This is a genomic window from Cryobacterium sp. CAN_C2, from assembly GCF_015751745.1.
Lineage (GTDB): Bacteria > Actinomycetota > Actinomycetes > Actinomycetales > Microbacteriaceae > Cryobacterium.
On record NZ_JADOUX010000012.1, the window covers coordinates 59,470 to 86,035 of the forward strand.

Consider the following 26,566-nt stretch of genomic DNA (forward strand, 5'->3'; position numbering starts at 1 on the left):
GAGACTGTTGCGGGGTACCAGTTGGGGTCATGCCTGAATGATGATGCATCCTCGCCGAGCGCGTCAGAGTTATCCACAGGCCGAAATTCACGAGAACCATCGGCGTTCCTCCGGCAGTCGACCGAGGGCGATCATGACGCGGTAGGCGATGACCGACAGGGCGAGGCCGCTCGCGATCACGACGACACCGGCCGGCGAGTTGTAGGCGATGGCCGCTTCGGGGCGCGAGGCGAGCAGAATCAGAATGATCCACGGCGCCGCGACGCCCAGACGGGCCGCGTTCACCACCCACGACTGGCGGGCTTCCACTTCGAGCCGCACCGCGGAATCCTGTCGCAGCCAGGCTGCGAGGCTGCGCAGCACGACCGTGAGGTCGCTGCCGCCGACCTCCCGCGCCATGCGCAGGGTCTCCAGAATGCGATCGGCGACCGGGTCGGCGAGGGAACGTTTGAGCTCATCAACGCAATAGCTGAAATTGCCGGTGGCTCGGTATTCACGCTCGAACTGGGCGAACGCGATGCGCGTTGCGACCGGCCCGGTCTGGGCGAGACTGCTCACGCTATCGGGCAAGGCCAGCCCGGAGCGAAGCGCCGACACCAGATGGTCGACGACGTCGGGCCAGACCGTGCGATTGGCCCTGCGCCGCGCCGCCGCGCGCCACGACACGATCAGCCATGGCACTAGTAGCCCGGCCAGACCAGCGACCGCGCTGAGCGCGAGAACCGCGAAGACTCCGTGTACCAGGGCAGCGGATGCCACACCCACGATCACCGACAGCGCCAGGAACGCCGGCACCGGTACCGACCGCAGCCCGCCCTGAACCAGGCGCACCCGCATCCGCTCGCCGACCCCGGCCCGCTTGGGCGAACCGGCCGGCCACAGGAACGGCGCGAGCACCAGCACAAGCCCGCTCCCGAGCACGCACCCCAACGCGAGAATCATGCGGCCCCCTGCCGCAACACCTGCGCGGGGTCTACGCCGGCAGCACGAAACTTAGCGAGCTTGGTGGGATGCGAACCGGTCGGTTCAAGGTGTCCGTGCGGGGAGAGAAACAGGGGGCTCGCCTCGATGGTCGAGCCCGCCAACTGGCCGCTCGGCGCGATGATCTCGGTGACCCGGCGGCGGCCGTGCCGATCAATCTCGCAGTGCACGACGATATCGATGCAACCGGCCACGGTCGGCAGCACGAACGACGAGTCGATATTACGGCCGGCCAGCAACGGCAGTGTCGAGAGTTTCGCGAGCGCGTCCCGGGCGCTGTTGGCGTGAATTGAGCACATGCCGGGTAAACCACTATTCAGGGCGATCAGCAGGTCCAGGCTTTCCGCCTCGCGCACCTCGCCGACGACCAGCCGGTCGGGCCGCATCCGCAGCGATTCCTTGATCAGTCGGCGCAGGGTGATCTCCCCGGTTCCCTCCAGGCTCGGCTGCCGGCACTGCATGGCGACGACGTCGCGGGCCGACAGATCGAGTTCGAAGGTTTCCTCCACCGTCACGATGCGTTCGCCCGGCCGCGTCGACGAGAGTAGGGCGTTCAGCATCGTCGTTTTGCCGGTCTGGGTGGCGCCGGACACCAAAATGTTCTGGCCTCCCAGCACGCAGATCCGCAGAAAATCGGCCGCCTGCTGGGTGAGCGCGCCGAGCCCGACGAGCTGGTTCAGATCGCGGATGCGCCGCGTGAACTTGCGAATATTCACCGCCCAGTGCTTACGCGTGATGTCGGGAATCACCACGTGCAGCCGGGAACCGTCGGGCAAGGAGGCATCGACGAACGGCGACGAGAGGTCGACCCGGCGACCGGAAGCTTGCAGCATCCGCTCGACCAGGTCGCGCACATCCTGCTCGCCCAGCAGGAGCGTGGTCAGCTCGGGTACCCCGTCGCGTGCCACGAACACCCGGGCCGGGCCGTTGATCCAAATTTCTTCGATCTCGGGATCGTCGAGAAACGGCTGCAGCACGCCGAAACCGGTGAGCGCCGCCACGACCTCACGGGTGGCCTGATGCTCGTCGGCGATCATCGGGGCGAGCCCGCCGAGCGCCCGCTCGCTGTAGCGGCGCAGTTCGTCGCGCACGTACTGCTCCACCAACGTGTTGTTGGCTGCAAGGTCCACGCCCTCGCGGCGCACCCGCAGTCGCACTTGCTCTGTAATGATACGAACGGCTTCGGTCATCCCCGAATGATGGCCTCATTTACGATTCTTCGTGCAAGTTCTCCACAGGGCTTGATTCTCGGTGCTCTGAACAGCAAAAATAATCGCAACGGATGCCGCGGCATCCGTTGCGACCACCGGTGGCCGCACCCGCGTTGCCGACTCAGGGTCAGCGGGCCGACCAGCCACCGTCCATCGTGTAGCTCGAACCGTTGACCATGGCGGCGTCGTCGGAGGCAAGCCACGCCACGAGCGAGCCGACCTCGACCGGTTTCACCAGACGCTTGATCGCGCTCTCGGTGAGCATGATCTGGCTGAGCACCTCCGACTCCGGGATGCCGTGCACGAGTGCCTGGTCGGTGATCTGCTTCTCGACCAGCGGCGTGCGCACATAGCCGGGAGCCACACAATTGCTCGTCACCCCGTGCGCGCCACCCTCGAGGGCGGTCACCTTGGACAGGCCCTCAAGCCCGTGCTTGGCCGACACGTAGGCGCTCTTGAACGGCGAGGCGCGAATACCGTGCACCGACGACACATTGATGATGCGCCCGAAATTCGCCGCGTACATCTGCGGCAGCACGGCCCGAATCAGCAGAAAGGGTGCCTCCAGCATGAGCGTGAGAATGTTGCGAAAATCGGCTGGCTGGAAATCCTGAATCGGGTTGATCCGCTGAATTCCGGCGTTGTTGACCAGAATATCAACGCCGTTCAGAGCGGCGGCTAAAGCGTTGTCGGTGAGGCCGTCGGTATCCATGAGGTTGACGGTCCAGATTGACCCACCGACCTCCTCGGCCAGGGCGGTCGCGCCGACCGTGTCAATGTCGGCAACCACGACGTGCGCGCCGCGGGCGGAGAGGGCCCGAACGACGGCGGCGCCGATTCCGCTCGCACCGCCAGTGACGAGGGCTCGGCGCCCGGCGAGGGGCTGTTCGGCGGTTCGAACGGGCGAAGCGCTGACGCTGACAGCGTCGGTGAGATCAGTCATGATGTTCCTTTGGTTGGCGATCGCTGCACGGGCAGGTCGGCCAGACGCGAGGCACCAACGGTGCCCCGCGTCTTGGACCACGGGCTACTCCGTCGGGCTAGTTCGCTTGGCTGACGGGCTCGAGCCCGTGCTTGCGAGCATCCACGGCATCGACCTCACGCAGCGACACTCCCTTGGTCTCCTTGAGGGTCACCACGGCGACCACCGTGATCGCGCAGGCGATCATGATGTAGATCGCGACGGGGACCCAGGTATTGTATTGCTGCAACAGCGCGGCGGCGATGATCGGCGCCATCGAGCCAGCCAGAATCGAGGTGACCTGGTAGCCGAGCGATACACCCGAGTACCGCATGCGAGTCGGGAACATTTCGCTCATGATGGCGGGCTGGCCCGCGTACATCAGGGCATGGAAGCACAGCCCGACCGTGACGGCGAGAATGATGAGCACCGGGTTCAGGGTGTCGAACATCGGGAACGCAAAGAACGCCCAGGACGCACCGAGTACGGCGCCGGCGAGGTACACGGGCTTGCGGCCCACGCGGTCTGAGAGCCGACCGACCTGCGGAATCACGATGAAGTGCACGACGTGGGCGATCAGCAGAGCGATCAGCAGCTGGCCAGTGTCGTATTCGTGCACTGTTTTCAGGTACACGATCGAGAAGCTCACGATGATGTAGTACAGAATGTTTTCGGCGAAACGCAGGCCCATGGCACCGAGGATGCCCTTGGGGTACTTGCGCACAACCTCGAGCACGCCGTAGTTGACGGCCTTCTCGGCCTCAACCTGGGCGCGCGCCTCGAGAAAGATCGGGGCTTCACTGACGTGGGTGCGAATGTAATACCCGATCACGACGATGATCGCGGAGAGCCAGAACGCCACACGCCAGCCCCAGCTGAGGAACTGCTCGGGCGGAAGAATCCAGGTCATGGTGAGCAGCACGATCGTGGCGAGCAGGTTACCCACCGGAACGGCGGCTTGAGGCCAGCTCGACCAGAATCCTCGGGACTGGTTCGGGCTGTGCTCGGCGACGAGGAGAACCGCGCCACCCCACTCGCCACCGACGGCGAAGCCCTGAATGAAGCGCAGGGCCACGAGCAGCGCGGGAGCCCAGTAGCCGATGGTGTCGAAGCCGGGCAGGCATCCCATCAGGAAGGTGGCGGCACCGACCATGATGATCGTCACCTGCAGGGTGTGCTTGCGGCCGAGTTTGTCACCGATCTGACCGAACACGATGCCACCGAGCGGCCGGGCGATGAACCCCACCGCGTAGGTGAGGAAGGCGGCAATGATGCCGTCGAGTTCACTGCCGGCGTTCGGGAAGAAGACCGTGCCGAAGACCAGGCTTGCGGCGGTGGCGTACAAAAAAAACTCGTACCATTCCACGACCGTTCCCACCATGGAGGCGGCGACGATCTTCTTCAAGCCGGATTTTTCGGTTTCGCTTTCGGCGTTTCGCGTGGCCGTGACGGAACCGGCAGCCCCAACGCGTTGGTTGACACTCATTGTCTGTCTCCTTTGTGTCGTCGATGACACGTCGTTGGCCTGAGGATTGCGGAAGAGTTCGGTCGCAGCAACGAAAGCACGACTTGACTGAGTATTCACGCACGACGAGCGGGCAACAAGAACCAAAACGACAGAGCGCGTGTGCATAATTGCAGATATGACCTTTCCGCTGGCTGGCACCGCCCCCCATCCCGATGATCTGCTCATCTTTCTGGCCGTCGCCCGCACCGGCCGGTTCACGACCGCGGCGGAGAGCCTCGGACTCAACCACACCACCGTGTCGCGGCGTATTACCGCGCTCGAAAAAGCCCTCGACGGTCGCCTGCTGGCCCGCGCCGTAGGTGGGTGGGAGCTGACCGAACTCGGGGAACGTGCCCGAACCGCCGCGGAGGGCGTGGAATCCGCCGTCACTCTGCTGCGCAGTTCCGACGCTGAGGCCCTGCAGCTCTCCGGCGTGGTGCGCATGTCGGCGACGGACGGTTTCAGCGCCTACATCGCCGCCCCCGCTATCGCCGCCCTTCAGCGACAGCATCCGCTGTTGCGGGTTGAAATCGTCACCGTCACCCGACGCGCCCTTCAGCACCGTTCGGGGCTGGACATCGAAGTCGTCGTGGGTGAGCCGCAGGTGCACCGGGCGGAGTCGATTCTGCTCGGCTATTACAACCTGGGAATGTACGCCTCCCGTCACTATCTACAGACGAACGGAACGCCGAAAACCATTGCCGAGCTGACCGAGCATCCGCTCGTCTATTTTGTGGATTCCATGCTTCAGGTCGACGACCTCGATGCACCCCGACGACTGGTGCCGCAGATGCGGGAGTCGCTGAGTTCCACCAACGTATTCGTGCACGTAGAAGGCACCCGGGCCGGCGCCGGAATCGGTTTTCTACCCTGTTTCATGGCAGATCAACACGCCGACCTGGTGCGCCTGCTGCCGCAGGATTTTCAGGAGCGCCTGCCGTACTGGATGGTCCTGCGTACCGATTCGTTGCGGCTGCCGGCCGTGGCGGCGCTCGTGGCTGCGCTCCGTGCCCAAATGAAGTCCTACGCGACCGCGCTGCTCGGTCACGACACCCTCGGAGTCACTGCCAGTACAGAGCCAGCCAACTAGACTAAGACCACACCCGCGGGAGTGGTGGAATTGGCAGACACGCAGGATTTAGGTTCCTGTGCTTTCGAGCGTGGGGGTTCAAGTCCCCTCTCCCGCACATGGTCCAGATTTCAGCACTCGACGGTCAGTTGAACGACGTTCTCTCACACACGGGCGCCGTGCTGTTCTACCTGCTTGTTTGGGGCCTGGTCTTCGCCGGTACGGCACTTTTTCTGGGTATGTTCATTCCGTTCATCACCGGTGACTCGCTGCTGTTCGGCTCCGGACTGGTGGCCGCCTCCACGGGCAATATCAACGTTGTGATTCTGGTCATCGGCACCGGAATCGCGGCATTCCTCGGCGACCAGGTTGGTTTTCTACTCGGGCGTCACTACGGGCGCGGATATTTGGAACGGCACGGCGGCGGGCGCACCCGGGCCGCGATCATCAAGACCGAATCGTTCTACCGAAAATTCGGCTGGTGGTCGGTGGTCATCGCCCGGTTCATGCCGTGGGCTCGGGTGTTCGTTCCGGTCGTCGCCGGTGTTGGTCGCATGAATTACTATAAGTTTCTTTCGAGCAACCTGCTGGGTGCGTTGTCCTGGGGCGTGGGGCTCACGCTCATCGGCTACTACGCTGCGACAATCCCCGGCATCAAGAGTGCGGCCTACATTATCGCGGGCGTACTCATCACGGCCTCGATTGTGGTGGGGTATCGAACCTGGCGCATCGACCGGACACAGCGGCGAACGGATGCCGCCGCTCAGGATCGCGAAATCAGCACCACAATCGGCTGACCCCGCCCCGTTTCAGGGGGTCGTAGCCGGGTAATTTCTCACCATTAGGCGATACCCTGTGTCTCGGCATCCGCCGTCGTTACCCGAACGTCTGCCCACCGCCGACTGGAGTTCACCCGCGTGATTCACACCGCTCTGATTCCCTGGCTCGATCCGACACACATCATTGAGTCGGCTGGTCCGTGGGCGCTGCTCGTCGTCTGCGCGATCGTCTTCGCCGAGACCGGCCTGTTGGTCGGGTTTTTGCTGCCGGGCGATACCCTGCTGATCATCACGGGACTGCTCGCGTTTCCGGCGGCCGGCGTCATCCGGATCGATATCTGGTGGGTCGCCCTCGCCATCGGGTTCGCCGCCTTCCTCGGCGGTGAGGTCGGCTATCTGATCGGCCACAAGTTCGGTCCCCGCGTCTTTGAGCAAAAGGAATCCGGTCTGTTCAGCATCAAGAATGTGGATCGCACCAATGCGTTTTTTGTACGGTTCGGCGGGGTTGCCGTCATCGTCGCCCGGTTCGTGCCGATCGTTCGTACCTTTGCACCCGTCGCCGCCGGTGTCGGCCACATGGACTACCGCAAATACACCCTGTACAACCTGATCGGTGCCTTGCTCTGGGGCACCGGCCTGACCTTCGGCGGGTACTTCCTTGGTTACATTCCGCCGGTGGCCGATTTCGTCACGAAGTACATCGACATGATTCTGCTCGGCGCGGTCGTCGTCACCCTTATTCCCACGGTGTATCACTACGTGCAGTCGGTCGTGAAGGCCCGTCGGCTGCGCGGCCAGCCCACCACCGCGATGGGCAGCCACCTGCTCGACCCCGAAACGTTCAAGACCAACCACACCGGTCGCCACGAGGTCTGATCACTTCAGCGGTGCTGATGGTCTTCGTGTTCGGCGTGTTCGGCCGGTTCCAGCTGGAAGGTCGAATGGGCGACGTCGAAGTGCACGGAGAGACATCCCGACAGCTCGTCGAGAAGGGCGTCGGTTCCGGAAGCGAGCACTGTCGGCTCGACGACGATGTGGGCGGTGAACACGTGGGCGCCGCTCGTGATTGCCCAGACGTGCACGTCGTGCACGTCGACGACGCCAGACGTTCCGAGCAGGTGGCGGCGAATCTCGCTCACGTCGGTGTCGGCCGGCGTTGACTGGCTGAACACCCGCACAACGTCGCGCAGCAAGAAGTAGGCACGCGGCACGATCATTCCGGCGATGCCGAGCGAGGCGATGGCATCCGCTTGGGCAAAGCCGGTGGTCAGAATAATCATGGCGGCAACGATGACGGCGACCGATCCCAGAGCATCGCCGAGCACCTCCAGGTAGGCGCCGCGCATGTTGATGGACCCAGCAGCGGCGGGGCGCAGCAACACCAGTGCGGCCACGTTGGCAGCAAGTCCGATGATGGCGACGAGGAGCATCGGGGTGCCTAGGACCGCTGTGTCGCTCGGGCTGATGAGCCGGGTGATGGCCAGGATGGCGACTACACCGGCCACGCCGATCAGGATCAGCCCATTGATGAGCGCGCCGAACACTTCGGCGCGCGCAAAGCCAAAAGTGGCGCGGTCGGTGGCCGGCCGTGCCGCGACCACGGTCGCGGTCAGTGCGACGATGAGACCGACCAGATCGGACAGCATATGTCCGGCATCGGCCAGCAGGGCGAGCGAGCCGGTGAGCCAGGCGCCGAGCACTTCGAGCAGCAGCACCGATGCCACGATGCCAATGGCGATCGACAATCGCCTCCGGTTCGATCCGGTGGCGTGCGCGTGATCGTGGCCCATAGCTCAACGTTAGGGCTGTCTCGGGCCGCTCGCCAGCCGGTCAGCTAGTTGGGAATGAATGCCGTTCTCAGGTGCCCAGCACCTCGCGCAGCACCGGCACGAGACCCTCAAAGGCAATTGCCCGATGGCTGACCTGGTTCTTGACGTGAGCCGAGAGCTCGGCGGCCGAGATGGCGTAGCCCTCGGGCAGAAAGATCGGGTCGTAGCCGAAACCGTTGGCGCCGGCGGGTTCGAACAGCAGCTGTCCCGGCCATTCGCCGGTCACGGCCCGCTCGGTGCCGTCGGGCAGGGCGAGAGCGGCGACACAGGTGAAGTGGGCGTCGCGGTGCTGCTCAGGAACATCACTGAGCTGCCAGAGCAGCAGGCGCAGGTTCTCGCCGGCATCCTTGGCCGGGCCCGACCAGCGTGCCGAAAAGATGCCAGGGGCGCCGCCAAGAATGTCGACACAGATGCCCGAGTCGTCGGCGATCGCCGGCAGTCCGGTGTGGGTCGCCGCCGCACGGGCTTTGATCAGCGCGTTCTCGGTGAAGCTGATGCCGTCCTCGACCGGTTCGGGGCCGTCGTAGGCGAGCACCTCGACGCCGGGCAGCTGGGGGGCCAGGATGCGCCGCAACTCCTCGACCTTGTGGGCGTTGTGCGTGGCGAGAACGATCTGCACCGCTCAGCGCTCCAACGCGCTGGTCTGAAATTCGGTCAGGGTGACGGCGCCCTTCAGGGCGAGGTCGAGCAGCGTGTCAAGCTCACTGCGGTCGAACGGCGCCGCTTCGGCGGTGCCCTGCACCTCGACGAACTTACCTCGCCCGGTGACCACAACGTTCATGTCGGTGTCGGCGCGCACGTCTTCGGTGTAGGCGAGGTCGAGCATGGGGACCCCGCCGATGATGCCGACGGACACGGCCGAGACGCTGTCCATGAGTGGCTGTGCCTTCTGTGAGATGAACTTCTTTGTACGTCCCCACTCGAGGGCGTCGGCGAGGGCCACGTAGGCGCCAGTGATGGCCGCCGTGCGGGTTCCGCCGTCGGCCTGCAACACGTCGCAGTCGAGCACGAGGGTGTTCTCGCCGAGTGCTTTCATGTCCACAACCGCGCGCAGACTGCGGCCGATCAGGCGGCTGATCTCGTGGGTGCGGCCACCGATCTTGCCCTTGACCGATTCGCGATCCATGCGGCTGTTGGTCGAGCGCGGGAGCATTGAATATTCGGCCGTTACCCAGCCCTTGCCTTTACCGCTCATCCAGCGCGGAACGCCGTTGGTGAACGACGCCGTGCAGAGCACCTTGGTGCGGCCGTAGGAGATCAGTGCCGAGCCTTCGGCCTGGTCGCTCCAGCCGCGTTCGATCGTGATCGGGCGCAGTTCGTCGTTGGTGCGCCCGTCGGCGCGCGGGGTCTCGGTCACGGTGTACTCCTAATGGTTCGGGTGCAGCTGGGAAAAGGGGGGCGTCGCCAGCTCGCTCAGGTTGAGCGTGCCGGTCTCGATCAGGTCGACGCGGCTGACCTCGGGTCCGATCAGACGGTGGGCGAGGGCCAGAAAGTCCTCGGCGCTGTCACCGGTGGCCTCGTACCGGTAACTGGGTGGGCTCGTGCGTGAGCGTTCCAGGCCCTGGCTTACCAGCACCCGGTACACGTCATTGGCAGTTTCGGTATCGCTCGAGACCAGGGTGACGCCGTCGCCCATCACGTAGGAGATCGCGCCGCGCAGAAAGGGATAGTGAGTACAGCCGAGCACGAGCGTGTCCACCTGGGCGGTACGCAGCGGTGCGAGGTATTCCTCGGCGACGGCGAGCACCTCGGCGCCGGTCGTGACGCCGGCCTCGACGAACTCGACGAAACGTGGGCAGGCCTTGCTGAACAGTGTGATCTGCGGGGCCGCAGCGAAGGCATCGTTGTAGGCGCGCGAGTTGACGGTGCCGAGGGTGCCGATGACCCCCACCCGCCGGTTGCGGGTGGTCGCGACCGCACGGCGAACGGCCGGCTGGATCACCTCGATCACGGGCACGCTGTAGCGTTCGCGGGCATCCCTCAACATCGCCGCCGACGCCGTGTTACACGCGATCACCAGCAGTTTCACGTCTTGCGCGACGAGATCATCGAGCACGTCGAGGGCGAAACCACGCACGTCGGCGATCTTCTTAGGCCCGTACGGCGAGTGGGCCGTATCGCCGATGTAGAGAATGGATTCGTTGGGCAACTGGTCCTTGATCGCCCGGGCGACGGTCAAGCCGCCCACTCCGGAATCGAAAATACCAATCGGTGCATCCGTCACGGAGATCAAGCCTAGCCCGAGGGAGCGGATAAGCTGTGCCGGGTGACCCAGTCCCCCGCTTTCCCCGTGCTAGCAGACCGCGGCCAGGCCGCCATAACCCCCGCTTTTCGCACCGACCGGTATGAGCTCACGATGGTGGACGCCGCCATCCAAAGCGGGACCGCCGATCGGGAGTGCATGTTCGAGGCTTTCGCCCGACGCCTGCCCACCGGCCGCCGCTACGGCATCGTCGCCGGTACCGGTCGCCTGCTCGAGCTGATTGCCCAGTTTCGCTTCACCACCGAGGAACTGACCTGGCTCGCCGAGAACGCCGTCGTGCGCACGCCGACCCTCGATTATCTGGCCGACTACGCCTTCAGCGGCAACGTCTGGGGCTACCAAGAGGGCGAAGCCTACTTTCCCGGGTCGCCCCTGCTGCTGGTGGAGAGCACCTTCGCCGAGGGCGTCATTCTGGAGACCCTCATTCTCAGCGTGCTCAACTACGACATCTCGGTCGCCAGCGCGGCCGCCCGCATGGTCTCGGTCAGCCTCGGTCGGCCGATCGCCGAGATGGGATCACGCCGCACCAACGAGCACTCAGCGGTCGCGGCGGCCCGTGCCGCGTTCATCGCCGGTTTTGCGTCGACGAGCAACCTCGAAGCCGGACGCCAGTGGGGCCTGCCGACCATGGGAACCGCCGCCCACTCGTTCATTCTGCTGCACGACAGCGAGGAGGAAGCTTTCCAAGCGCAAGTGGATGCCTTCGGTGCTGCCACAACGCTGCTCGTGGACACCTACGATGTGCCGGCCGGCATCGCCCTGGCGGTCAAGGTCGCCGGACCGGAGCTCGGCTCGATCCGCATCGATTCGGGCGATCTGCCCACCGTTGTGGCGGCGGCACGGGCCCAACTCGACGCCCTCGGCGCCGTCAACACGAAGATCACCGTTACGAGTGACCTCGACGAGTTCGCCATTGCGGCTTTGTCGGCGAGCCCGGTGGATGCCTTCGGCGTCGGCACCTCGGTCGTCACCGGGTCGGGCGAACCGGCCGCCGGTTTGGTCTACAAACTCGTCGCGCACAAGGGTCACGGCGACGACTGGATCTCCGTTGCAAAAACGTCGACCGCGAAACTTTCCATCGGTGGCCGCAAGAGCGCCCTGCGCCGAGTGGATGCCGTCGGTACCGCCCAGGAAGAGATCGTTCTGTTGGGAGAGGGCCCCGGCACCGAAGGACAGTTCGATTCTCGCAGCGGACTGGAACGTGCGCTTCTGGTCCCTCTCATCATCGACGGCACCATCGACAAACGCTATCTGGGAACGGCCGGAACGCTGCGCGCACGTGCGCACAACGCATCCGTTATGCAGGAACTACCGATCGAGGCGTTCCGGCTGGGGCGCGGAGAGGCCGTTATTCCGACCTCGTATCGCTAGACCAGCTACTTGGCCTTCATCTTCTCATAGATGGCTTTGCAGGTCGGGCACACCGGAAACTTCTCCGGATCGCGGCCCGGCAGCCACTTCTTGCCGCACAGGGCCTTGACCGGCTTACCCGAAATGGCCGACTCGAGAATCTTGTCTTTGGGTACGTAGTGCGAAAACCGTTCGTGGTCGCCGGGTTCGATCTGCTCCTGGTCCAGGAGTTCTTCGAGCTCACGGTCGAGCGTGGACGTTCCGCTGCCGGGCTGGCCGGGCTCTGCAATGCTCGCACGGATGATTTCAGTCATGGAACCAGTCTAAGCACTGTGACGCCTGCGGGTCAGGCGCGCTGGGCTGAAGCGAGCATCTCCGGTCCGCGACGGTCGAAGGCACGCGAGCCGACCCAGATTCCGACGACCACTGCAACCACACCGAGGCCCAGGCCCGCGCCGAGGGCGCGCAGGTGCCAGGCCGGGTCTTCGAAGATTCCGAGGTAGGCGAAGATAAGCGCCGGCGACGCCACGATGATCGATCCCGTGAAGGTGAGCGACTGCACGAGTGCCGACGCGGTGCCGGAGGCCTGCGGCTGAGCGAACGGACTGTCACCGGGTTTGGTCACGGGGTAGGGAAACCGGGTGGAGGTGTAACTCGAGAAGCCCAAACCCGCCAAAAGGATACACGTGCTCACACCCAGCATCGACGGCAGCACGGACCAGTCTCTATAGAAGGAAATGCTGATGGCCGAGCCAATCCCAATGAGTGGTATGCCCATGAAGAGCGCGGGAATGAGCCGGCCGATACGGTCGGCAACACCGCGCGTTCCCGACGCCACGTGCAGCCAGATCGCGGTGCTGTCATAGGCGACGTCATTGTGCATTGTCCAACCAAGAAAAACGCACATCAGTGGAACCGGCACGAGTGCCAGGTAGTGCAGCGGCACGCCGGCGATACTCAGCGGCAGAATGGCGATGATCGGCACGATCGGAATCATGATCAACGACACCCAGTAGCGCGAGTCGCGCGCCCAGTAGGTGAAGGTGCGTGCGGCGATCGCACCGACGGAGCTGTGCGGCAGCCGGTCAAACCAGCCCAACCCGGAATACTGCTTCGCTGCGGCCTCGCGGCCCGGCGACACCAGCATGCGGGCCACGACGAGCTGCCAGATCAGCCAGAGGGCATAGACCGATGCCGCGGCGATGAGCAACTTGAGAATGGCCGCGCCCCAGGCTCCGGTGGAGGCGTCCCCGGGAACAGCCCACGCTGCACCGAGCGGCGTCCAGCCCAGAATTGCAGCCAGGGCGCCCAGCAGGGTGCGTCCGTGACGGCTCCAGTCCGTGCTGAGGAGCACCACAACCAGCGGAGAGATCAACACCAGCAAAACGACACCGATCATTCCTGTGAACTCGCGCGACCGTCGGGTGGACAGGAGCAACGCCGCGAGAGATGAGCTCACTCGCGAGAGCAGAATGCAGGTCGCGAGGATGAGCACGGCCGACACCAGGGCGAGCAGGGTTTCACCCACGCCGCGCGACCAGGTGAATACCGTACCGAGCAGAACGATTATCAGGGTAAGCGCCGGAACGCCGATCAGTGCCGAACCGGCCAGGCCAAGCGACAAGGATCGGTTGGGGATACCGAGGAACGCAAATTTGCGGGGATCCATGCTGTCGTCGATGCCGACGACGATCGGGATGACCAGAAAGCCAAGCGTCACGGCCGATCCGGCCACCGTGAGTGAATTACGAATGAGAACCGGGTCACCGACGAATCGAAGGGTGATCAGTGCAACGAGAAGGGTGATGGCGACGCCGAGGCCATAGAGCAGTCCGACGACGAGGCCGACGACCTGCCAAGGACTGCGACGAAACAGATTGGCGAGCAGCCGGAGTTTCAGTCCGAAAAATTGTGCAACCATTCCATGCCCTCCGCGACCTTGCGTCCACCGGCGAGCTCGACGAAACGATTCTCCAAAGTCTTCTGGCCCCGGACCTCGTCAATGGTGCCCGCTGCCAGAACACGGCCCTGCACGATAATGGCGACGTGGTCGCAGACCCGCTGGATCAAGTCCATGCCGTGGCTGGACAGTACGACGGTTCCCCCGGCGGCCACGTATTTCTGCAGAATCTCGGTGACGTTGACCGCGGAAACCGGGTCAACGGATTCGAACGGCTCGTCGAGCACGAGTACGCGCGGGGAATGAATCATCGCGCAGGCCAGGGCGATCTTCTTGGTCATGCCAGCGGAGTAATCCGCGACAAGACGATTCAGGGCGTCCTCGAGGCCGAACGCCGCGACGAGGTCAGCCGACCGGCTGCGCACGGTGTCGTTGTCGAGGCCGCGCAGCGTACCCGCGTAATAGAGTAGCTGCGCGCCGGTCAGGCGGTCGAAGAGTCGAAGCCGGTCGGGCAGAATGCCGATCATGCGCTTAGCCTCGTTCGGTCGGGCCCAGACGTCGATACCGTGAACCGTGACGGTTCCGGCGGCCGGGCGCAGCAGCCCGGTGATCATCGAGAGGGTCGTGGTCTTACCGGCCCCGTTCGGTCCGACGATGCCGTAGAACGACCCGGCTCGTACCGAGAGGTCGAGATTGGAGACCGCGACATTGTGGCCGAACCGTTTGACCAGTCCGCGGGCTTCAATGACGATCGGCGCGCGAACCAGCGGCGCGCGAACGATAGGGGCTGACTCGGGTGTCGGCTGCGTCACGGGCTTGGCCGGTGGCGCGGGGATGGTCTTCGCAGCTGGCTTGGGTGTGGTCTTCGGCGTCGTTGTGAGTGCTGGCTTGTCTATCAGTTCACGCGGCGGTGCAATCGGCGGTATAAGCGGCTTTGCCGTTGTGGTCGTGACCAGCGCATCACGGGTCGCGTACGGTCGCATGGTTTCGTCGGTTGCGTTCTCGGCGAGTGCCGTTACCTCGGTCGGCTTCGTGTTGAGGGGCTCTGCAGCAGCAGGTGATTTCGCTGTCGTTGGCTTGCGCACGGCCGGCTTACGCACCGCTGGCTTACGCACTGCCGGCTTACGCGCTGCTGGCTTACGCGCTGCTGGCTTACTCACGAGAGGCTTGGTCACGCCAGCTTCAGTGATTGGCTGCGTGTCGGCCGGCTTGGAAACAGACGGGCGAGAAACGCTCGGCTTGGCCGCTGCCGGCTTGGAAACGGTCCGCTTGGCGGCTACCGGCTTGGAAGCGGCCGGTTTCGAAGCGGCCGGTTTGCCCGCCGTCTTAGCGCGAACGGCCGGTTTACGCACCGCTGGCTGGCGAACGGCCGGCTCACTGGCCGTTCGCGTGGCGGCGAGCGGCGCTTCCGATTCGGCGGCACGATCCGCGAGAGACTCATCGTCGGGTTCGGGGTGGGCCGGCACAAAAGTCACTCCGCTAACCTACCAAGGACCGCTGGCCGGGGGGCGCAAACGGGTGTAGAGCGGCCGTCCCGACCTGTGAGTAGGCTCCATGCCGGGTCACGAAATGGACACGTGCTGAGCCGTTTCTTCCCTCAGAACCGCCTGACAGGTTATGGTGAGATTGACATAACGGTGTGTCTTTACGTGAACATGTGGGTGAATCCTAAGCAAACTCTCTAGAACAGTCTCTAGAACTAGGTGGGTTTTCAGGCGTTGCCCCAACCATTCTTGAGGAGATAATCGTGACGACGCAAGTAGTCATTCTGGCGGCCGGTATGGGCAGCCGTCTCGGGCGCTCGCTGCCGAAGCCGCTCACCGAACTGAACGACGGCCGCACCATCATGCAGCAGCAGTTCGACAACATCGCACACGCCTTCGGCAAAGCTGCCAAGGTGACAATCGTCGTCGGGTACAAGCTCGAGCACATCATCGAAGCCTTCCCGCAGGCATCCTTTGTTTACAACGAGGAGTACGACCAGACCAACACCTCGAAGAGCCTGCTGCGCGCCCTGCAGGCCTCAAAGTCCGGCGGTGTGCTCTGGATGAACGGCGACGTGGTCTTCGACCCGGCCATTCTCGACCGCGCTGCTGCCCTGATGGCCCGCGACCAGTCGTTCGTCACCGTGAACACCGACAAGGTGTCCGATGAAGAGGTCAAGTACACGATGAGCACCGAAGGTTACATCAAGGAGCTGTCCAAGACCGTCAAGGGCGGCCTCGGCGAAGCTGTCGGAATCAACTACGTGTCGGGCGCCGACAAGGCAATCCTGATCCGCCAGCTGAGCAAGGTGGCGGACCAGGACTACTTCGAACGCGGCATTGAACTCGCCATCGAACAGAATCGAATGCTCGTCGAGCCGGTGAACATCTCCGACTTCTACGCCGTCGAGGTGGACTTCGCTGAAGACCTCGAACGCGCCAACCTGTTCGTCTAGGCAACAAGGAACCGCACCACCCGAAACCCCGCGCCACGGCGTGGGGTTTCGTCTGCCCAACTGGCACGGAACGCTCCTCGCGCTCCCATACGATAGACCGCGTGAGTAGTTACGCCCAGGTGCGCCCCGAACAGCGCACGCCGATCGCCCGATATCGGCATTCCCTCTGGCTGCTGACGCAGCGCGACCTGCGGGTGCGCTACTCCACCTCGGTGCTCGGCTACTTCTGGTCCATTCTCGATCCGCTCGTCATGGCAGGCATCTACTGGTTCGTCTTCACCCAGGTGTTCGACCGCAGCGTCGGCAACGTGCCATATATCGTGTTCCTCCTGACCGCCCTGTTGCCCTGGATGTGGTTCAACGGTGCCGTCTCCGATTGCACCCGGGCTTTTCTGCGCGAGGCGAAGCTCATCCGCTCCACCCGCATCCCGCGCACCATTTGGGTGAACCGCCTGGTGCTGTCCAAGGGCATCGAGTTTCTCGCATCCATTCCGGTGGTCATCTTGTTCGCGATCCTGTACGGCGCCGAACTCAACACCGACGCATTGTTCTTTCCGCTCGCCGTCGTGATTCAGGCGATCCTGACCACTGGCGTCGGGCTGCTCGTCGCCCCGCTCGTGGTGTTCTTTCGCGATTTAGAACGGGCCGTCAAACTCATTCTGCGTTTTCTGTTCTACGCCTCACCCATCATTTACGGCACCACCGACCTGCCGCCCGAACTGCATTTCTGGGCCGCTTTCAACCCGTTGAACGGCATTTTCAGTCTCTACCGGGCGGCATTCTTTCCCGAGCAATTGGACTGGTTCGCGGTCACCATCAGCGCGGTCATGTCCCTCGCCTTTCTCGGGCTCGGGCTGTTGGTCTTTCGCCGCACCGAACGTGCCGTTCTGAAGGAGATCTAGTGGCCCAGCTGAAAGCGTCGTCCACGATTGCGCCGGTGATTTCGCTGCAGGATGTCGGCATCCACTTTCGCAGGAATCGGCGTGGGCGTCGTAATTTCAAGGACCTGTTTGGCGCGAGCACGCGGCGCAGCCGGCCGGGCGAGTTCTGGGCCCTGCAGCACGTGACCTTCACCGTACAACCGGGCGAAGCCATCGGTGTCGTTGGCCGCAACGGACAGGGCAAGTCCACCCTGCTGAAGTTGGTCACCGGCGTTGTACTGCCCGACAAGGGATCGGTGCACGTGACCGAGGGTGTAGCGCCGCTGATCGAGATCACGGGCGGGTTCGTCGACGACCTCAGCGTGCGCGACAACGTCTACCTGACGGCGGGACTGCACGGCATGACACGCAAGCAGATCACCGAACGCTTTGACGAGATCATCGAATTCGCCGAAATCGCCGACTTCATCGACACGCCGTACAAGCATTTGTCCAGCGGGATGAAGGTGCGCATCGCTTTCGCCGTGATCTCCCGACTCGAGGAACCGATTCTGCTGGTCGATGAGGTTCTGGCCGTCGGCGATAAGGCGTTTCGGGAGAAGTGCTATCGCCGCATCGAAGAACTTCTGGCGGGCGGGCGCACCCTGTTCATCGTCTCGCACAATGAGCGCGACCTGCGGCGCTTCTGCACCCGCGGTCTCTACCTCGACAAGGGCGACCTAGTGCTCGACGGGCCGATCACCGACGTGCTCGCCCGATACAACACCGACTACGGCAAGAAACCGGCAGCCTGACCTAGCCGAGCCGTCGGTTCGCGATCGATTCCTGGGATCGACGAAAATCTATCGCGATGTAGGCGTCGCGGGAGGGCGGCAGCTGCTCGACGGCGAGACCGATCATCAGATCGCTCAGTTCGATCTGGAGCACCGCCGCCAGTCGGATGAGCGTGTACATCGTCGGGTTGCCGTGACCGCGGTCAATGCGGGCATAGTTCGACACGTTGAGCCCGGCGCGGAGCGCGACGGACTGCTGATTGAAACCGAGCGCCAAGCGGCGCTCGCGCAAGCGGAGGCCGAGCAGTCGGGACGCTTCTGATTTAGGCTCAAGCATTCCTCAGTTGTAGCGGCACAGGCGAGTCTTGACTAGCGGGTGGACATTTGCCAAAAGGTAGTATTCGTACCCGCCCGGCGCCGCGCGCGTCCCAGCGCGCGCCCCGGTGCACCCCGTACACTCAACCAGACGGGCGCGAGGAAGGCGAGATATGGCAAGGAAGAGCACACCGATGCTGTCATCGACCGGCGGTACCCCGCAGGGCGGCGCGCTGCCGACCGGCTTCGTCAAGGGCTTCGATCGGGTTCTGGCCATCCACCGCCCCGTCGTGCTCGCGCATATCCGCAGCATCCGACGTCGCAATCCCTACGCCTCCCCCGAACAAATCGTGCGCATCCTGGAAAAACGCTACCTCGCAGCGGTCACGACCGGGGGCGCCGCTGTCGGGGCCACCGCGGTCATTCCCGGCGTCGGCACCGGAATCACCCTCGCGCTGTCGGGCGTGGAGACCGCCGGTTTTCTGGAGGCCACAGCGCTGTTCACGCAGTCGGTGAGCGAGGTGCACGGGATCGCCGTGGAAGACCCTGACCGGGCCCGCGCACTCGTCATGACGATGATGCTCGGCCGCGAGGGCAGTGACCTGGTGCGACAGCTCGCCGGTCAGGTGACCGGCTCGGGAACAGCGCGCAACGCCTATTGGGGTGAGGTCATCACCAACAGCCTCCCCCGGGCGATTCTCGGCCCGCTCACCGACCGACTCAAAAGCGCATTTCTGCGACAGTTCGCCACCCGCGGCAGTGCCAGCCTGCTCGGCAAGGCCCTGCCGTTCGGCATCGGAGCGGTCATCGGCGGGGCGGGAAACCACATTCTGGGCAACAAGGTCATACACTCCTCACGTCTCGCGTTCGGTTCGGCGCCAACCGGTTTTCAACCGGACCTCGAACCACGGGTTCGAGAGATCACCGTGCGAGAAAAGCGGCGACGCACATCCCTTCCGGCTGCGCCCCTGCCGGCGCCCGTGCAGGACCAGACGCTATAGCTCGCCCGGCGGGATCGTTGCCGGATCGGGCACAATCGCGATGTCCGCGTCGTGCACGGCCGCGAACCGATCCCACTCGTCCATCAGGTGCTGCACGGCGGTGTGCAGGCGTGCCGTCGCGACGCCGGGGGTCGTGTCGCCGAAGTAGCGCTCTACCCAGCCCTGCAGGCGTTGCATCGCGCCATCATCGTGGGTGAGCCGTTCGACGGCAGCCACAATGTCGGCGGACTGCTCGACGGGCAGCCACTCGCAGTCGGAGAGGTAGCCGCTCGTGTCGATCACGGCCGTCGGGTTGGCCGGCCGGGTGATGATGAGCGGCTTGCCGGTGGCGAGCCGGTCGTAGACCATGGCGGAGATGTCAACGATGGCAACATCCGCTGCTGCCAGTTGCCAGCCGAGGTCTGGACCGAAGTCGTACACGTGCTGCGCACGCGGATCGCGGGCGTTCGCCGCGGAGATAGCCGCGATAATGGTCTTGTTGGCGGCCCCGTAAAGATGGTCGGCCACTCCGCTGCGCGGATGCGGTCGGTAGACGACCCGGTGCGTGCCGGTGGCCAGCAGGGCGGTGACGAGCGCAACTCCGTGGGTCGCGACCGAGCCGTAGGCGGCGCCGGCCCGGTCGCCCTCCCAGGTGGGGGCGTAGAGCACGACCTGGCGTTCGTCGGGCGTGTACGGCAACTCACCGCTGAAGTAGTCGGCCTGCGGGCGTCCGATCTTGATGGCGCGCTTGTCGAAATCGTAGTCCCAGAGCACCCGGTCGAGTCGCGAGAGGGCGGCATCACCGGCCACAAAAGAATAGTCGTAGGCCTTGAACTGGTTGGTGATCATGTACATTTTGTCGCTCTCACCGTGATTGATGAAAACGTGCCAGCAGCGTCCGTAGCGCATCATCTGAAAGTTTCGCGGGTTCTGGTTGACGTAGAACACGATGCGGATATCCTGCTCGGCGACAATCCGCTCGAGTTCCGGCACCGAGCGTGCGTAGGCCACGGGAATCGGCGCCTCGTCCATGAGTTTGAGGGTGCCGCCGCCGGTGCGGCTGAGCACGAGAACCGGCCAGGTCTGGGCAAGTGTGGCGAGGGGCTGGTACCACTGCCGCATCTGGTACATGTTGACCGGCCCATCGGCGAAGTAAATGGCGATCTTGAAGTGATTGTCTTCGCGCAGCTCACGCGATTCCAGCGGGCCGCGCAGCTTGTGTTGGACTTTGCGAGAAGCCACAACATTTCTGACCAGTTTGATTGCACGCTTGAAGTCTTTCCGAATTACCACCGATCAAGACTACCCGCCATCAGATGATCGGCGGGCGTCCAGCCACGGTCATCCGCCAGATCGTGCGCGCTCGAAGCGGATGCCGCGGTCCCGGATCGCTGCGCCACCCTTCGCGCCAGCCACCGAACCATGCGTGCAGGGCCGGTCGATTGTTCAACGCCCAGCGCAGCACCTGGATAGCCGTCCAGGAGCCCACGTAGAGCGGCACAAACAGGGCTGGCAGGTTGCGACGGGCCAGCCAGACTCGGTTGCGGGCGTTCAATCGGTAGTAGTCGGCGTGCCGGGTCGGCAGGATCACCGGATGGTTGGCCACGAGGTCTCCTGCATACCAGGCGACGCGGCCTTGGTCCCAGACCCGCCAGGCCAGTTCGATGCCCTCGTGGGCGTAGAAGAACGGTTCCGCCCAGCCGCCGGTCGCGTCGAAAACGGCGCGCGGCAGCAGCACGGCGCCCTCCCAGACCGAGAACACCGGTCCGGGCGTGGTGGCCTCACCCTTGCGGATGCGGGGAATCCACCGCCGGGGCGATTCCAAACCGGTCGGGTCCTCGACCCGCGGCTGGAGCAGTCCGATGGTCGGGTTGGCACGCAGTTGGACGATAGCTTCACTGAGAAAGAGCGGGTCGGGGATGCTCGCATCATCGTCGAGAAAGAAGACGTACTCGCCGGTAACGAGCGACACCCCGCGATTACGGCCGGCCGGAATGCCCAGGTTGGTCGGCAGCCCGAGCGACTGCACGCCGAACGGCAGTCCGGTCGGCTGCCAGCCGTTGCCGACACAGACCACGTCAAGCGTCACGCCCTGCTGCGCCAGCACCGAGCGGATGCCCCGGTCGAGATCCTGGGGCCGGGTGCCCTGGGTGAGCACCACGACACCGACCGTCGGAATGCCGGCGGATGCCCTAGGAACGGACACGCTTGGACGCCATGATAGCCACGAAATGGCCGATGAGCGAAAGGAACGCGAGGGGTACGAGAATAACGAGCACGGCGCGGTCTAGTAGCGGCTGCCCGAGAAACAGCCCAAGGACGGCCGCGGCGAAGATCACCATGGTCAGCTCTACCGAGTGGTAGATCCGGTGGAACGGCACGAAGTGGGCGAGGCGACGCACCCGCGCGATCGTGCTCGAGGTCGGTGTCTTTTCACCGTGCGTGTCGGCGAGGCGGGTGAGGCCGGCGTTGGCCCTCGCCACGTGCACCATGTCGTTGAGCGCCTTGTTCAGCACGATGATCAGGGCGAGCAGCAGTGCCAGGCTGGTCCAGAGAAAGTCTGCGGGCGACTCGAACGGGTACGCGGCTGCCCGAAGCCCTAGGGCGATGGGAATGAGCGACTCGGTGGAATAGTGCCCGACCTTGTCGAGGAACACGCCAGCCGGCGAGGACGTACCACGCCACCGCGCCACTTCTCCGTCGCAGCAGTCGATGAGCATCTGCACCTGGCTGAGCGCAAGAGCGAGTAGGGCGCCCCAGATTCCGGGGATCAGCAGGGCTGCGGCGGTCGACCAGCCGGCCAGGATCATGAGCGCGGTCACGCCGTTGGCGGAGATGCGGGTCTTCAGCAGCATCCAGGTGAGGTACGGTGACAGGTGGCGCAGGTAGAGGCTCGCAGTCCAGTGTTCGGCGTTGGCGCGCAGGCGCACTTCGGGCGGCTGGGCCACCGCGCGCAGCTGGGCGATCGACTCCGGCCGGGCCGGGCGCCGATGTGAGGTATTCGGCGAACTGGTCATCTGCTCACCTTCCCGTGTGTGCCGTGATGTTGCTGGTGAGTTTCAGGTAGCCGAGCACAAACCCGACCCCCCAGCAGAAGTGAATGCAGGGCAAGACTACGAGAAAATGCAGGGACGAACGAAATCCGCCTGGTCGAGCCACCGCGATGGTCGCGGCAACGACGATGAGCAGATATCCGGCGGGAACGATCAGGCCCAGCAGCAGCCACGGCGGGGCGCCCAGCACCAGCTGCACGAGGCCGCCGAGGCCGAAAATCAGTCCGAGAGCCACACCGAGCACCATGACCGGAGGCGCAAAATAGCGGATGCCGTTGGCCGACGGATAACGCCGGGCCAGCTCACCGCGCCAGAGCCCGGTCGACAGCATCTGCCGAGCCAATTGGGCCAGGGTCGGCCGCGGCCGATAGAGCACGCGAAGTTGCGGCGTGAACCAGACCAGACCGCCGGCTTCCCGGAGGCGCCGGTTGAGGTCCCAGTCCTGGCCGCGTTTCACACCCTCGTCGAACAGTCCGACCTTGAGGATGCTCTCGGTACGAAAACATCCGAGATACACGGTTTCAGCGGCGCCTTCCGCCCCACCAACGTGGTGCGGCGTACCGCCGAGGCCGATGCGCGTGCCATAGGCGCGGGCTACGGCCCGTTCGAAAGAACTGATGCCGCGGGCGTCCATGATGCCGCCGACGTTATCGGCGCCGGTGCGGTCGAGTGTCTCGACGGCAATGCGGGCATACTCGGGCGGCAGCACCGAGTGTGCGTCCACGCGAATGACAACGGCATACTGGGACGCACGAATGGCAATGTTCAAGCCGGCCGGAGTCGACCCGACATCATTGGGCACGACGCGGATGCGGGCGTCAACGGCGGCCATTTCTTCGACCAATTCGGTCGTGCCGTCAATGCTCGGTCCGAGGGCCAGGGTGACCTCGAACGGTCCCTGATAATCCTGAGCCAGCAGGCTCTCGACGGCGGCTCGTACGTGCGTCGCCTCGTTGAGCACGGGCATCACATACGACACCCCGGGAAGAAATCCGTCACCACGTTGGTGCACCTGGCTGGCCAGCTTTCCGGTTATTGGGTAGGACGATCGAGCCTACCAGCCCGCGAAATGACCGAGCGCCCGGTGCCACACGCACGATCGCGCCGCCGGAGAGCCGGCGACGCGATTGTCGGGAAGGAGCGAGCGGTTAGCGCGAGAGCTCGCCGACCGTGACCGAGACGGTGACCGACTTGCCGTCCCGCACGTAGGTGAGGTCGGCGGTTCCACCGGCCGAGAGCACGCGCACCTGGGCGGTGAGGTCGATCGAATCCGTGATCGGCACACCGTTGAATTTGGTGATGACATCGTCGGCGGCCAGACCGGCCTTTTCGGCGGCGCCACCGGAGGTGACCTCGCTGATGAGGGCTCCAACGGTACTGCTGGTCGAACTTGACGCGTCCTTGACGCTCGCACCGAGCAGACCGTGCGTGGCCGTTCCGTTGGCGATGATCTCGTCGGAGATGCGCTTGGCGAAGTTCGACGGGATGGAGAATCCAACTCCGATGCTGCCGGCGGCCGACGATGAGGAACTGCTGCCGGCACTGGCGATGGCCACATTGATGCCGATCAGTTCACCGCTGCCGTTGAGCAGGGCGCCACCTGAGTTGCCCGGGTTGATGGCGGCATCCGTTTGAATCACCGGGAGGGCGATGCTAGCTGTGGCGTTCTGGGTTCCCTTTGACTGCTTGCCGTCCTGGTTGGGAAAGTCGAAGAAGAACGGGTTCTGGCTCTGTCCCTCGTCGGGCGTGGTGGCGTCGGGCGAGGTCGGGGCGGCCGAACTCGCGACGGTGATGCTGCGGTTGAGAGCGCTGACGATTCCGTCGGTGACCGTGCCGGAGAGGCCGAGCGGAGCGCCGATGGCGATGGCGTTGTCACCGACATTGAGCTTAGACGAATCTCCCCAGGTGATCGGGGTGAGCCCGCTCGCGTCGGTCAGTTTAATCACGGCGAGGTCAGAAATGGGGTCCGTGCCAACGAGGGTGGCGGTGTACAGCTTGCCATCGTTGCTCTTGACCTCGATTTTCACATCGGAGGCCGCACCGTCGAGGGTGACCACGTGGGTGTTGGTGAGCACGTAGCCGTCGTCGGTGAGGATAACGCCGGAACCGGTACCGCCGGAGGAACTGCTCGACACGTCGATGGTCACGACGCTCGGCGAGGCCTTGGCGGCAACGGCGGTGATCTGGTTGACGCTCTTCGTGTTATTGACCACGACGTTGCTGGGGCCCGATGTCTGGCTGACCGGAACGCCGTTGTTTTGGCCGCCCATCATGAGGGCGGTGATGCCGGCACCGGACGATCCGCCAACCAGGGCGCCAATGGCGAGCGCCGCGATCAGCGCGACACTGCCCTTACGGCGTCCTTGTTCTTTCGTCTTGCTGGAGGCGAAGGGCTGCCCGGGGTAGGCATCCGCGGGATAGGAATTCGCGGGGTAGGAATTCACGGGGTTCGTATTCGCGGTCGCGTAGGCCTGCGGCGCGACGTTCGGAGCGTAGGCCGAGGTCGACTCGGTGGCGGTCTCGATCGGGCGACCGAAGGCGTCAGTCGGATAGGCGACGGTCTGGGCCTGGTCCGGCTGGCCCTCTCCAGCGGATGCCGCCGGCATGATCGGTGCGTTCACGACCGGCACGGCGGGTTCAGCGTCCACCGGCTGAGCGTCCACCGGCTGAGCGTCCACCGGCTGCGCGTCCACCGGCTGCGCGTCCACCGGCTGAGCGTCCACCGGCTGAGCGTCCACCGGCTGAGCGTCCACCGGCTGCGCATCGAACGGCTGCGCGGGCGGTGCAGTTGGTGTCGCCGGCGGGGTGGCCTGGGAAGTGGGTGGAGTTGTCTCGCCGGACTCATTCACGGCAAAAGCGGCGGCATCATCGGCTGGATCGGGGGTAGTGCCGGAATCTTTGGTGTTGTCGGTCATCGGGTGCTCCTTCCAAGCTTTGCCAGCTTTGCCCCCGAACCTGAACATTCGATATGTACGCTCTGAGAGCATTCAATGATCATGCCGAGACCTTTCCGATGTCGTAGTTTTGTTGCATGCAGGAATCTACACGTGCAGATCAGACGATGACCATTTCCGGCGCCTGGCGACGCACGGCCCGAGGGGCCGGGCTTCTCGCCGCCGATGGCAGCGTTGCGGCGAGTATCTTCGCCGAGATGAGCGCCCTCGCGGTGCGCACCGGTGCCGTCAACCTGGGCCAGGGTTTTCCCGATGAAGACGGGCCGGCCGTCGTGCTCGAGGCGGCGCGCCAAGCCATCACGGACGGGGTGAACCAGTACCCGCCGGGTCGCGGCCAGGCGGTCCTGCTGGAAGCGATCGCCCGGCACCAGCAGCGCTTCTACAACCTGACCGTTGACCCGGGCAGTGAAATTCTGGTCACGGCCGGAGCGACCGAGGCACTCGCGGCGACCATTCTGGCGCTGATCGAGCCGGGTGACGAGGTCGTCACCTTCGAGCCGTTTTACGACGCCTACGGCGGTCTGATCGGCTTGGGTGGAGGCATCCATCGCACCGTTCCGCTGCGTGCCCCAGACTTTCAGCCCGACCTGGACGCTCTTCGCGCTGCCGTCACCGACCGTACCCGCTTGATCATCGTGAACGATCCACACAACCCCACCGGCTCGGTCTTGCCCCGCCAGACCCTCGAGTTGATCGTGGAGCTCGCGCACCAGCACGACGCGATCATCGTCACCGATGAGGTGTACGAGCACCTTACCTTTGGGGCGCCGCACATTCCGATCGCGACGCTGCCCGGAGCGCGGGAGCGCACGGTCACCATTTCCTCGGGCGGTAAGACGTTCAGCCTCACCGGGTGGAAAGTTGGCTGGCTGAGCGCGCCCGCCCCGATCGTCACAGCAATTCTCGCGGTCAAACAGTTCCTCACCTACGTGAATGCGGCTCCGTTTCAGCCGGCCATCGCCGTCGGGCTCGACCTTCCCGATTCGTACTTTGCGACAATCGCCGCCGACATGAAGCACAAACGCGATGTGCTTGTCACGGGGCTGCGCGCGGCCGGCTTCGCGATCAGTGTTCCGCAGGGTTCGTATTTCATCGTGGCGGATGCGACGTCGCTCGGCTTTTCGGATGGCGCCGAACTATGCCGGCGGCTGCCGGAGCTGGCCGGCGTGGTCGCGGTGCCGATCGCAGCATTCTGCTCCCCCGCCCACCGAGCCGAGTATGCGCCGCTCGTGCGGTTCGCCTACTGCAAGAAGGTCGAACTGCTCGAGCAGGCGTCGGTGCAACTGGCCGCGTTGTCGCGCCGGTAGCTGCGCGATCCCC

Annotated in this window: 26 protein-coding genes and 1 tRNA gene; 10 read left to right on the top strand and 17 right to left on the bottom strand. The window is 64.5% G+C overall.

Annotated features, from left to right (window positions below):
• Positions 1-87: 87 nt before the first annotated feature.
• From IWX77_RS10905 to IWX77_RS10920, 4 genes are all read right to left on the bottom strand, one after another.
• Positions 88-942, bottom strand: coding sequence for a type II secretion system F family protein (locus tag IWX77_RS10905; RefSeq protein ID WP_196844538.1), 855 nt, complete (start codon positions 940-942; stop codon positions 88-90).
• Positions 939-2,171, bottom strand: coding sequence for a CpaF family protein (locus tag IWX77_RS10910; protein WP_196844539.1), 1,233 nt, complete (start codon positions 2,169-2,171; stop codon positions 939-941). Before IWX77_RS10910 ends, IWX77_RS10905 begins: the two co-directional genes overlap by 4 nt.
• 148 nt (positions 2,172-2,319) lie before the next feature.
• Positions 2,320-3,135, bottom strand: coding sequence for a 3-hydroxybutyrate dehydrogenase (locus IWX77_RS10915; protein ID WP_196844540.1), 816 nt, complete (start codon positions 3,133-3,135; stop codon positions 2,320-2,322).
• Positions 3,136-3,232: 97 nt separating this feature from the next.
• Positions 3,233-4,639: an MFS transporter gene (locus IWX77_RS10920; RefSeq protein ID WP_196844541.1), complete on the bottom strand. Its 1,407-nt coding sequence runs from the start codon at positions 4,637-4,639 to the stop codon at positions 3,233-3,235.
• A 157-nt stretch (positions 4,640-4,796) separates the two neighbouring features.
• On the opposite strand from IWX77_RS10920, the gene IWX77_RS10925 reads away from it, so the two are divergent.
• From IWX77_RS10925 to IWX77_RS10940, 4 genes are all read left to right on the top strand, one after another.
• A complete protein-coding gene (locus IWX77_RS10925) occupies positions 4,797-5,750 on the top strand; it encodes a LysR family transcriptional regulator (RefSeq protein ID WP_196844542.1) in 954 nt (317 codons plus the stop codon).
• Between the two features lie 15 nt (positions 5,751-5,765).
• Positions 5,766-5,847, top strand: a tRNA-Leu gene (locus IWX77_RS10930).
• Position 5,848: 1 nt separating this feature from the next.
• A complete protein-coding gene (locus tag IWX77_RS10935; protein ID WP_196844543.1) occupies positions 5,849-6,526 on the top strand; it encodes a DedA family protein in 678 nt (225 codons plus the stop codon).
• 120 nt (positions 6,527-6,646) lie between these two features.
• Positions 6,647-7,384, top strand: coding sequence for a DedA family protein (locus IWX77_RS10940; RefSeq protein WP_442784458.1), 738 nt, complete (start codon positions 6,647-6,649; stop codon positions 7,382-7,384).
• A gap of 5 nt (positions 7,385-7,389) precedes the next feature.
• On the opposite strand, the gene IWX77_RS10945 is transcribed toward IWX77_RS10940, so the two are convergent.
• The 4 genes from IWX77_RS10945 to murI form a co-directional block, all read right to left on the bottom strand.
• Positions 7,390-8,298: a cation diffusion facilitator family transporter gene (locus IWX77_RS10945; protein ID WP_196844544.1), complete on the bottom strand. Its 909-nt coding sequence runs from the start codon at positions 8,296-8,298 to the stop codon at positions 7,390-7,392.
• A 67-nt stretch (positions 8,299-8,365) separates the two neighbouring features.
• Positions 8,366-8,956, bottom strand: coding sequence for an RdgB/HAM1 family non-canonical purine NTP pyrophosphatase (gene rdgB / locus IWX77_RS10950; protein WP_196844545.1), 591 nt, complete (start codon positions 8,954-8,956; stop codon positions 8,366-8,368).
• A 3-nt stretch (positions 8,957-8,959) separates the two neighbouring features.
• Positions 8,960-9,694: a ribonuclease PH gene (gene rph, locus IWX77_RS10955; protein ID WP_196844546.1), complete on the bottom strand. Its 735-nt coding sequence runs from the start codon at positions 9,692-9,694 to the stop codon at positions 8,960-8,962.
• Between the two features lie 9 nt (positions 9,695-9,703).
• On the bottom strand, positions 9,704-10,561 hold the full coding sequence (gene murI, locus IWX77_RS10960) for a glutamate racemase (RefSeq protein WP_196844547.1): 858 nt from the start codon (positions 10,559-10,561) through the stop codon (positions 9,704-9,706).
• A 42-nt stretch (positions 10,562-10,603) separates the two neighbouring features.
• Here murI and IWX77_RS10965 point away from each other — a divergent pair, with 42 nt between their 5' ends.
• Positions 10,604-11,971 carry a nicotinate phosphoribosyltransferase gene (locus tag IWX77_RS10965; protein ID WP_196844548.1) on the top strand — a complete coding sequence of 456 codons (1,368 nt, stop codon included), beginning with the start codon at positions 10,604-10,606 and terminating at the stop codon, positions 11,969-11,971.
• A 5-nt stretch (positions 11,972-11,976) separates the two neighbouring features.
• On the opposite strand, the gene IWX77_RS10970 is transcribed toward IWX77_RS10965, so the two are convergent.
• The 3 genes from IWX77_RS10970 to IWX77_RS10980 are packed head-to-tail and all read right to left on the bottom strand — an operon-like array spanning position 11,977 to position 14,833.
• Complete coding sequence (locus tag IWX77_RS10970; RefSeq protein WP_196844549.1) at positions 11,977-12,264, bottom strand: DUF3039 domain-containing protein; 288 nt, start codon at positions 12,262-12,264, stop codon at positions 11,977-11,979.
• Between the two features lie 32 nt (positions 12,265-12,296).
• Complete coding sequence (locus IWX77_RS10975; RefSeq protein ID WP_196844550.1) at positions 12,297-13,871, bottom strand: hypothetical protein; 1,575 nt, start codon at positions 13,869-13,871, stop codon at positions 12,297-12,299.
• Positions 13,847-14,833 (bottom strand): ABC transporter ATP-binding protein, encoded by a 987-nt coding sequence (locus IWX77_RS10980; RefSeq protein ID WP_196844579.1) that lies wholly within the window; start codon positions 14,831-14,833, stop codon positions 13,847-13,849. Before IWX77_RS10980 ends, IWX77_RS10975 begins: the two co-directional genes overlap by 25 nt.
• Positions 14,834-15,597: 764 nt before the next feature.
• On the opposite strand from IWX77_RS10980, the gene IWX77_RS10985 reads away from it, so the two are divergent.
• The 3 genes from IWX77_RS10985 to IWX77_RS10995 all read left to right on the top strand — a co-directional run bounded on the left by IWX77_RS10985 (position 15,598) and on the right by IWX77_RS10995 (position 17,965).
• The gene (locus IWX77_RS10985; protein ID WP_196844551.1) at positions 15,598-16,290 is read left to right on the top strand and encodes a phosphocholine cytidylyltransferase family protein; all 693 of its coding nucleotides are present in this window, start codon (positions 15,598-15,600) and stop codon (positions 16,288-16,290) included.
• Positions 16,291-16,391: 101 nt separating this feature from the next.
• Positions 16,392-17,192 (top strand): ABC transporter permease, encoded by an 801-nt coding sequence (locus IWX77_RS10990; protein ID WP_297413041.1) that lies wholly within the window; start codon positions 16,392-16,394, stop codon positions 17,190-17,192.
• Positions 17,192-17,965, top strand: coding sequence for an ABC transporter ATP-binding protein (locus IWX77_RS10995; RefSeq protein WP_442784459.1), 774 nt, complete (start codon positions 17,192-17,194; stop codon positions 17,963-17,965). The genes IWX77_RS10990 and IWX77_RS10995 overlap by 1 nt, the downstream gene beginning before the upstream one ends.
• 1 nt (position 17,966) lies before the next feature.
• Here the strand turns inward: IWX77_RS10995 and IWX77_RS11000 are convergent, their stop codons facing one another.
• Positions 17,967-18,281, bottom strand: a complete 315-nt coding sequence (locus IWX77_RS11000; RefSeq protein ID WP_196844552.1) for a helix-turn-helix domain-containing protein — start codon at positions 18,279-18,281, stop codon at positions 17,967-17,969.
• A 151-nt stretch (positions 18,282-18,432) separates the two neighbouring features.
• Between IWX77_RS11000 and IWX77_RS11005 the strand changes: the two genes are divergently transcribed.
• Complete coding sequence (locus IWX77_RS11005; RefSeq protein ID WP_442784460.1) at positions 18,433-19,260, top strand: hypothetical protein; 828 nt, start codon at positions 18,433-18,435, stop codon at positions 19,258-19,260.
• On the opposite strand, the gene IWX77_RS11010 is transcribed toward IWX77_RS11005, so the two are convergent.
• The 5 genes from IWX77_RS11010 to IWX77_RS11030 form a co-directional block, all read right to left on the bottom strand.
• Positions 19,255-20,481, bottom strand: coding sequence for a CDP-glycerol glycerophosphotransferase family protein (locus IWX77_RS11010; protein ID WP_297412801.1), 1,227 nt, complete (start codon positions 20,479-20,481; stop codon positions 19,255-19,257). The two genes, IWX77_RS11005 and IWX77_RS11010, sit on opposite strands and share 6 nt — an antisense overlap.
• A 70-nt stretch (positions 20,482-20,551) precedes the next feature.
• Positions 20,552-21,445 carry a glycosyltransferase family 2 protein gene (locus IWX77_RS11015; protein WP_196844553.1) on the bottom strand — a complete coding sequence of 298 codons (894 nt, stop codon included), beginning with the start codon at positions 21,443-21,445 and terminating at the stop codon, positions 20,552-20,554.
• Complete coding sequence (locus IWX77_RS11020) at positions 21,432-22,256, bottom strand: CDP-alcohol phosphatidyltransferase family protein (RefSeq protein ID WP_196844554.1); 825 nt, start codon at positions 22,254-22,256, stop codon at positions 21,432-21,434. Before IWX77_RS11020 ends, IWX77_RS11015 begins: the two co-directional genes overlap by 14 nt.
• 4 nt (positions 22,257-22,260) lie before the next feature.
• The gene (locus IWX77_RS11025; protein WP_327012168.1) at positions 22,261-23,271 is read right to left on the bottom strand and encodes a glycosyltransferase family 2 protein; all 1,011 of its coding nucleotides are present in this window, start codon (positions 23,269-23,271) and stop codon (positions 22,261-22,263) included.
• A 169-nt stretch (positions 23,272-23,440) separates the two neighbouring features.
• Positions 23,441-25,207: a S1C family serine protease gene (locus IWX77_RS11030; RefSeq protein WP_196844555.1), complete on the bottom strand. Its 1,767-nt coding sequence runs from the start codon at positions 25,205-25,207 to the stop codon at positions 23,441-23,443.
• 146 nt (positions 25,208-25,353) lie between these two features.
• Here IWX77_RS11030 and IWX77_RS11035 point away from each other — a divergent pair, with 146 nt between their 5' ends.
• Positions 25,354-26,553 carry an aminotransferase class I/II-fold pyridoxal phosphate-dependent enzyme gene (locus IWX77_RS11035; RefSeq protein WP_196844556.1) on the top strand — a complete coding sequence of 400 codons (1,200 nt, stop codon included), beginning with the start codon at positions 25,354-25,356 and terminating at the stop codon, positions 26,551-26,553.
• The last annotated feature ends 13 nt before the right edge of the window (positions 26,554-26,566 follow it).

Coding starts and splice junctions, on each gene's coding strand:
- IWX77_RS10905 (WP_196844538.1), bottom strand. CDS start 942: ATGATTCTCGCGTTGGGGTGCGTGCTCGGGAGCGGGCTTGTGCTGGTG.
- IWX77_RS10910 (WP_196844539.1), bottom strand. CDS start 2,171: ATGACCGAAGCCGTTCGTATCATTACAGAGCAAGTGCGACTGCGGGTG.
- IWX77_RS10915 (WP_196844540.1), bottom strand. CDS start 3,135: ATGACTGATCTCACCGACGCTGTCAGCGTCAGCGCTTCGCCCGTTCGA.
- IWX77_RS10920 (WP_196844541.1), bottom strand. CDS start 4,639: ATGAGTGTCAACCAACGCGTTGGGGCTGCCGGTTCCGTCACGGCCACG.
- IWX77_RS10925 (WP_196844542.1), top strand. CDS start 4,797: ATGACCTTTCCGCTGGCTGGCACCGCCCCCCATCCCGATGATCTGCTC.
- IWX77_RS10935 (WP_196844543.1), top strand. CDS start 5,849: ATGGTCCAGATTTCAGCACTCGACGGTCAGTTGAACGACGTTCTCTCA.
- IWX77_RS10945 (WP_196844544.1), bottom strand. CDS start 8,298: ATGGGCCACGATCACGCGCACGCCACCGGATCGAACCGGAGGCGATTG.
- IWX77_RS10970 (WP_196844549.1), bottom strand. CDS start 12,264: ATGACTGAAATCATCCGTGCGAGCATTGCAGAGCCCGGCCAGCCCGGC.
- IWX77_RS10975 (WP_196844550.1), bottom strand. CDS start 13,871: ATGGTTGCACAATTTTTCGGACTGAAACTCCGGCTGCTCGCCAATCTG.
- IWX77_RS10980 (WP_196844579.1), bottom strand. CDS start 14,833: ATGCGACCGTACGCGACCCGTGATGCGCTGGTCACGACCACAACGGCA.
- IWX77_RS11000 (WP_196844552.1), bottom strand. CDS start 18,281: ATGCTTGAGCCTAAATCAGAAGCGTCCCGACTGCTCGGCCTCCGCTTG.
- IWX77_RS11005 (WP_442784460.1), top strand. CDS start 18,433: ATGGCAAGGAAGAGCACACCGATGCTGTCATCGACCGGCGGTACCCCG.
- IWX77_RS11020 (WP_196844554.1), bottom strand. CDS start 22,256: ATGACCAGTTCGCCGAATACCTCACATCGGCGCCCGGCCCGGCCGGAG.
- IWX77_RS11030 (WP_196844555.1), bottom strand. CDS start 25,207: ATGACCGACAACACCAAAGATTCCGGCACTACCCCCGATCCAGCCGAT.
- IWX77_RS11035 (WP_196844556.1), top strand. CDS start 25,354: ATGACCATTTCCGGCGCCTGGCGACGCACGGCCCGAGGGGCCGGGCTT.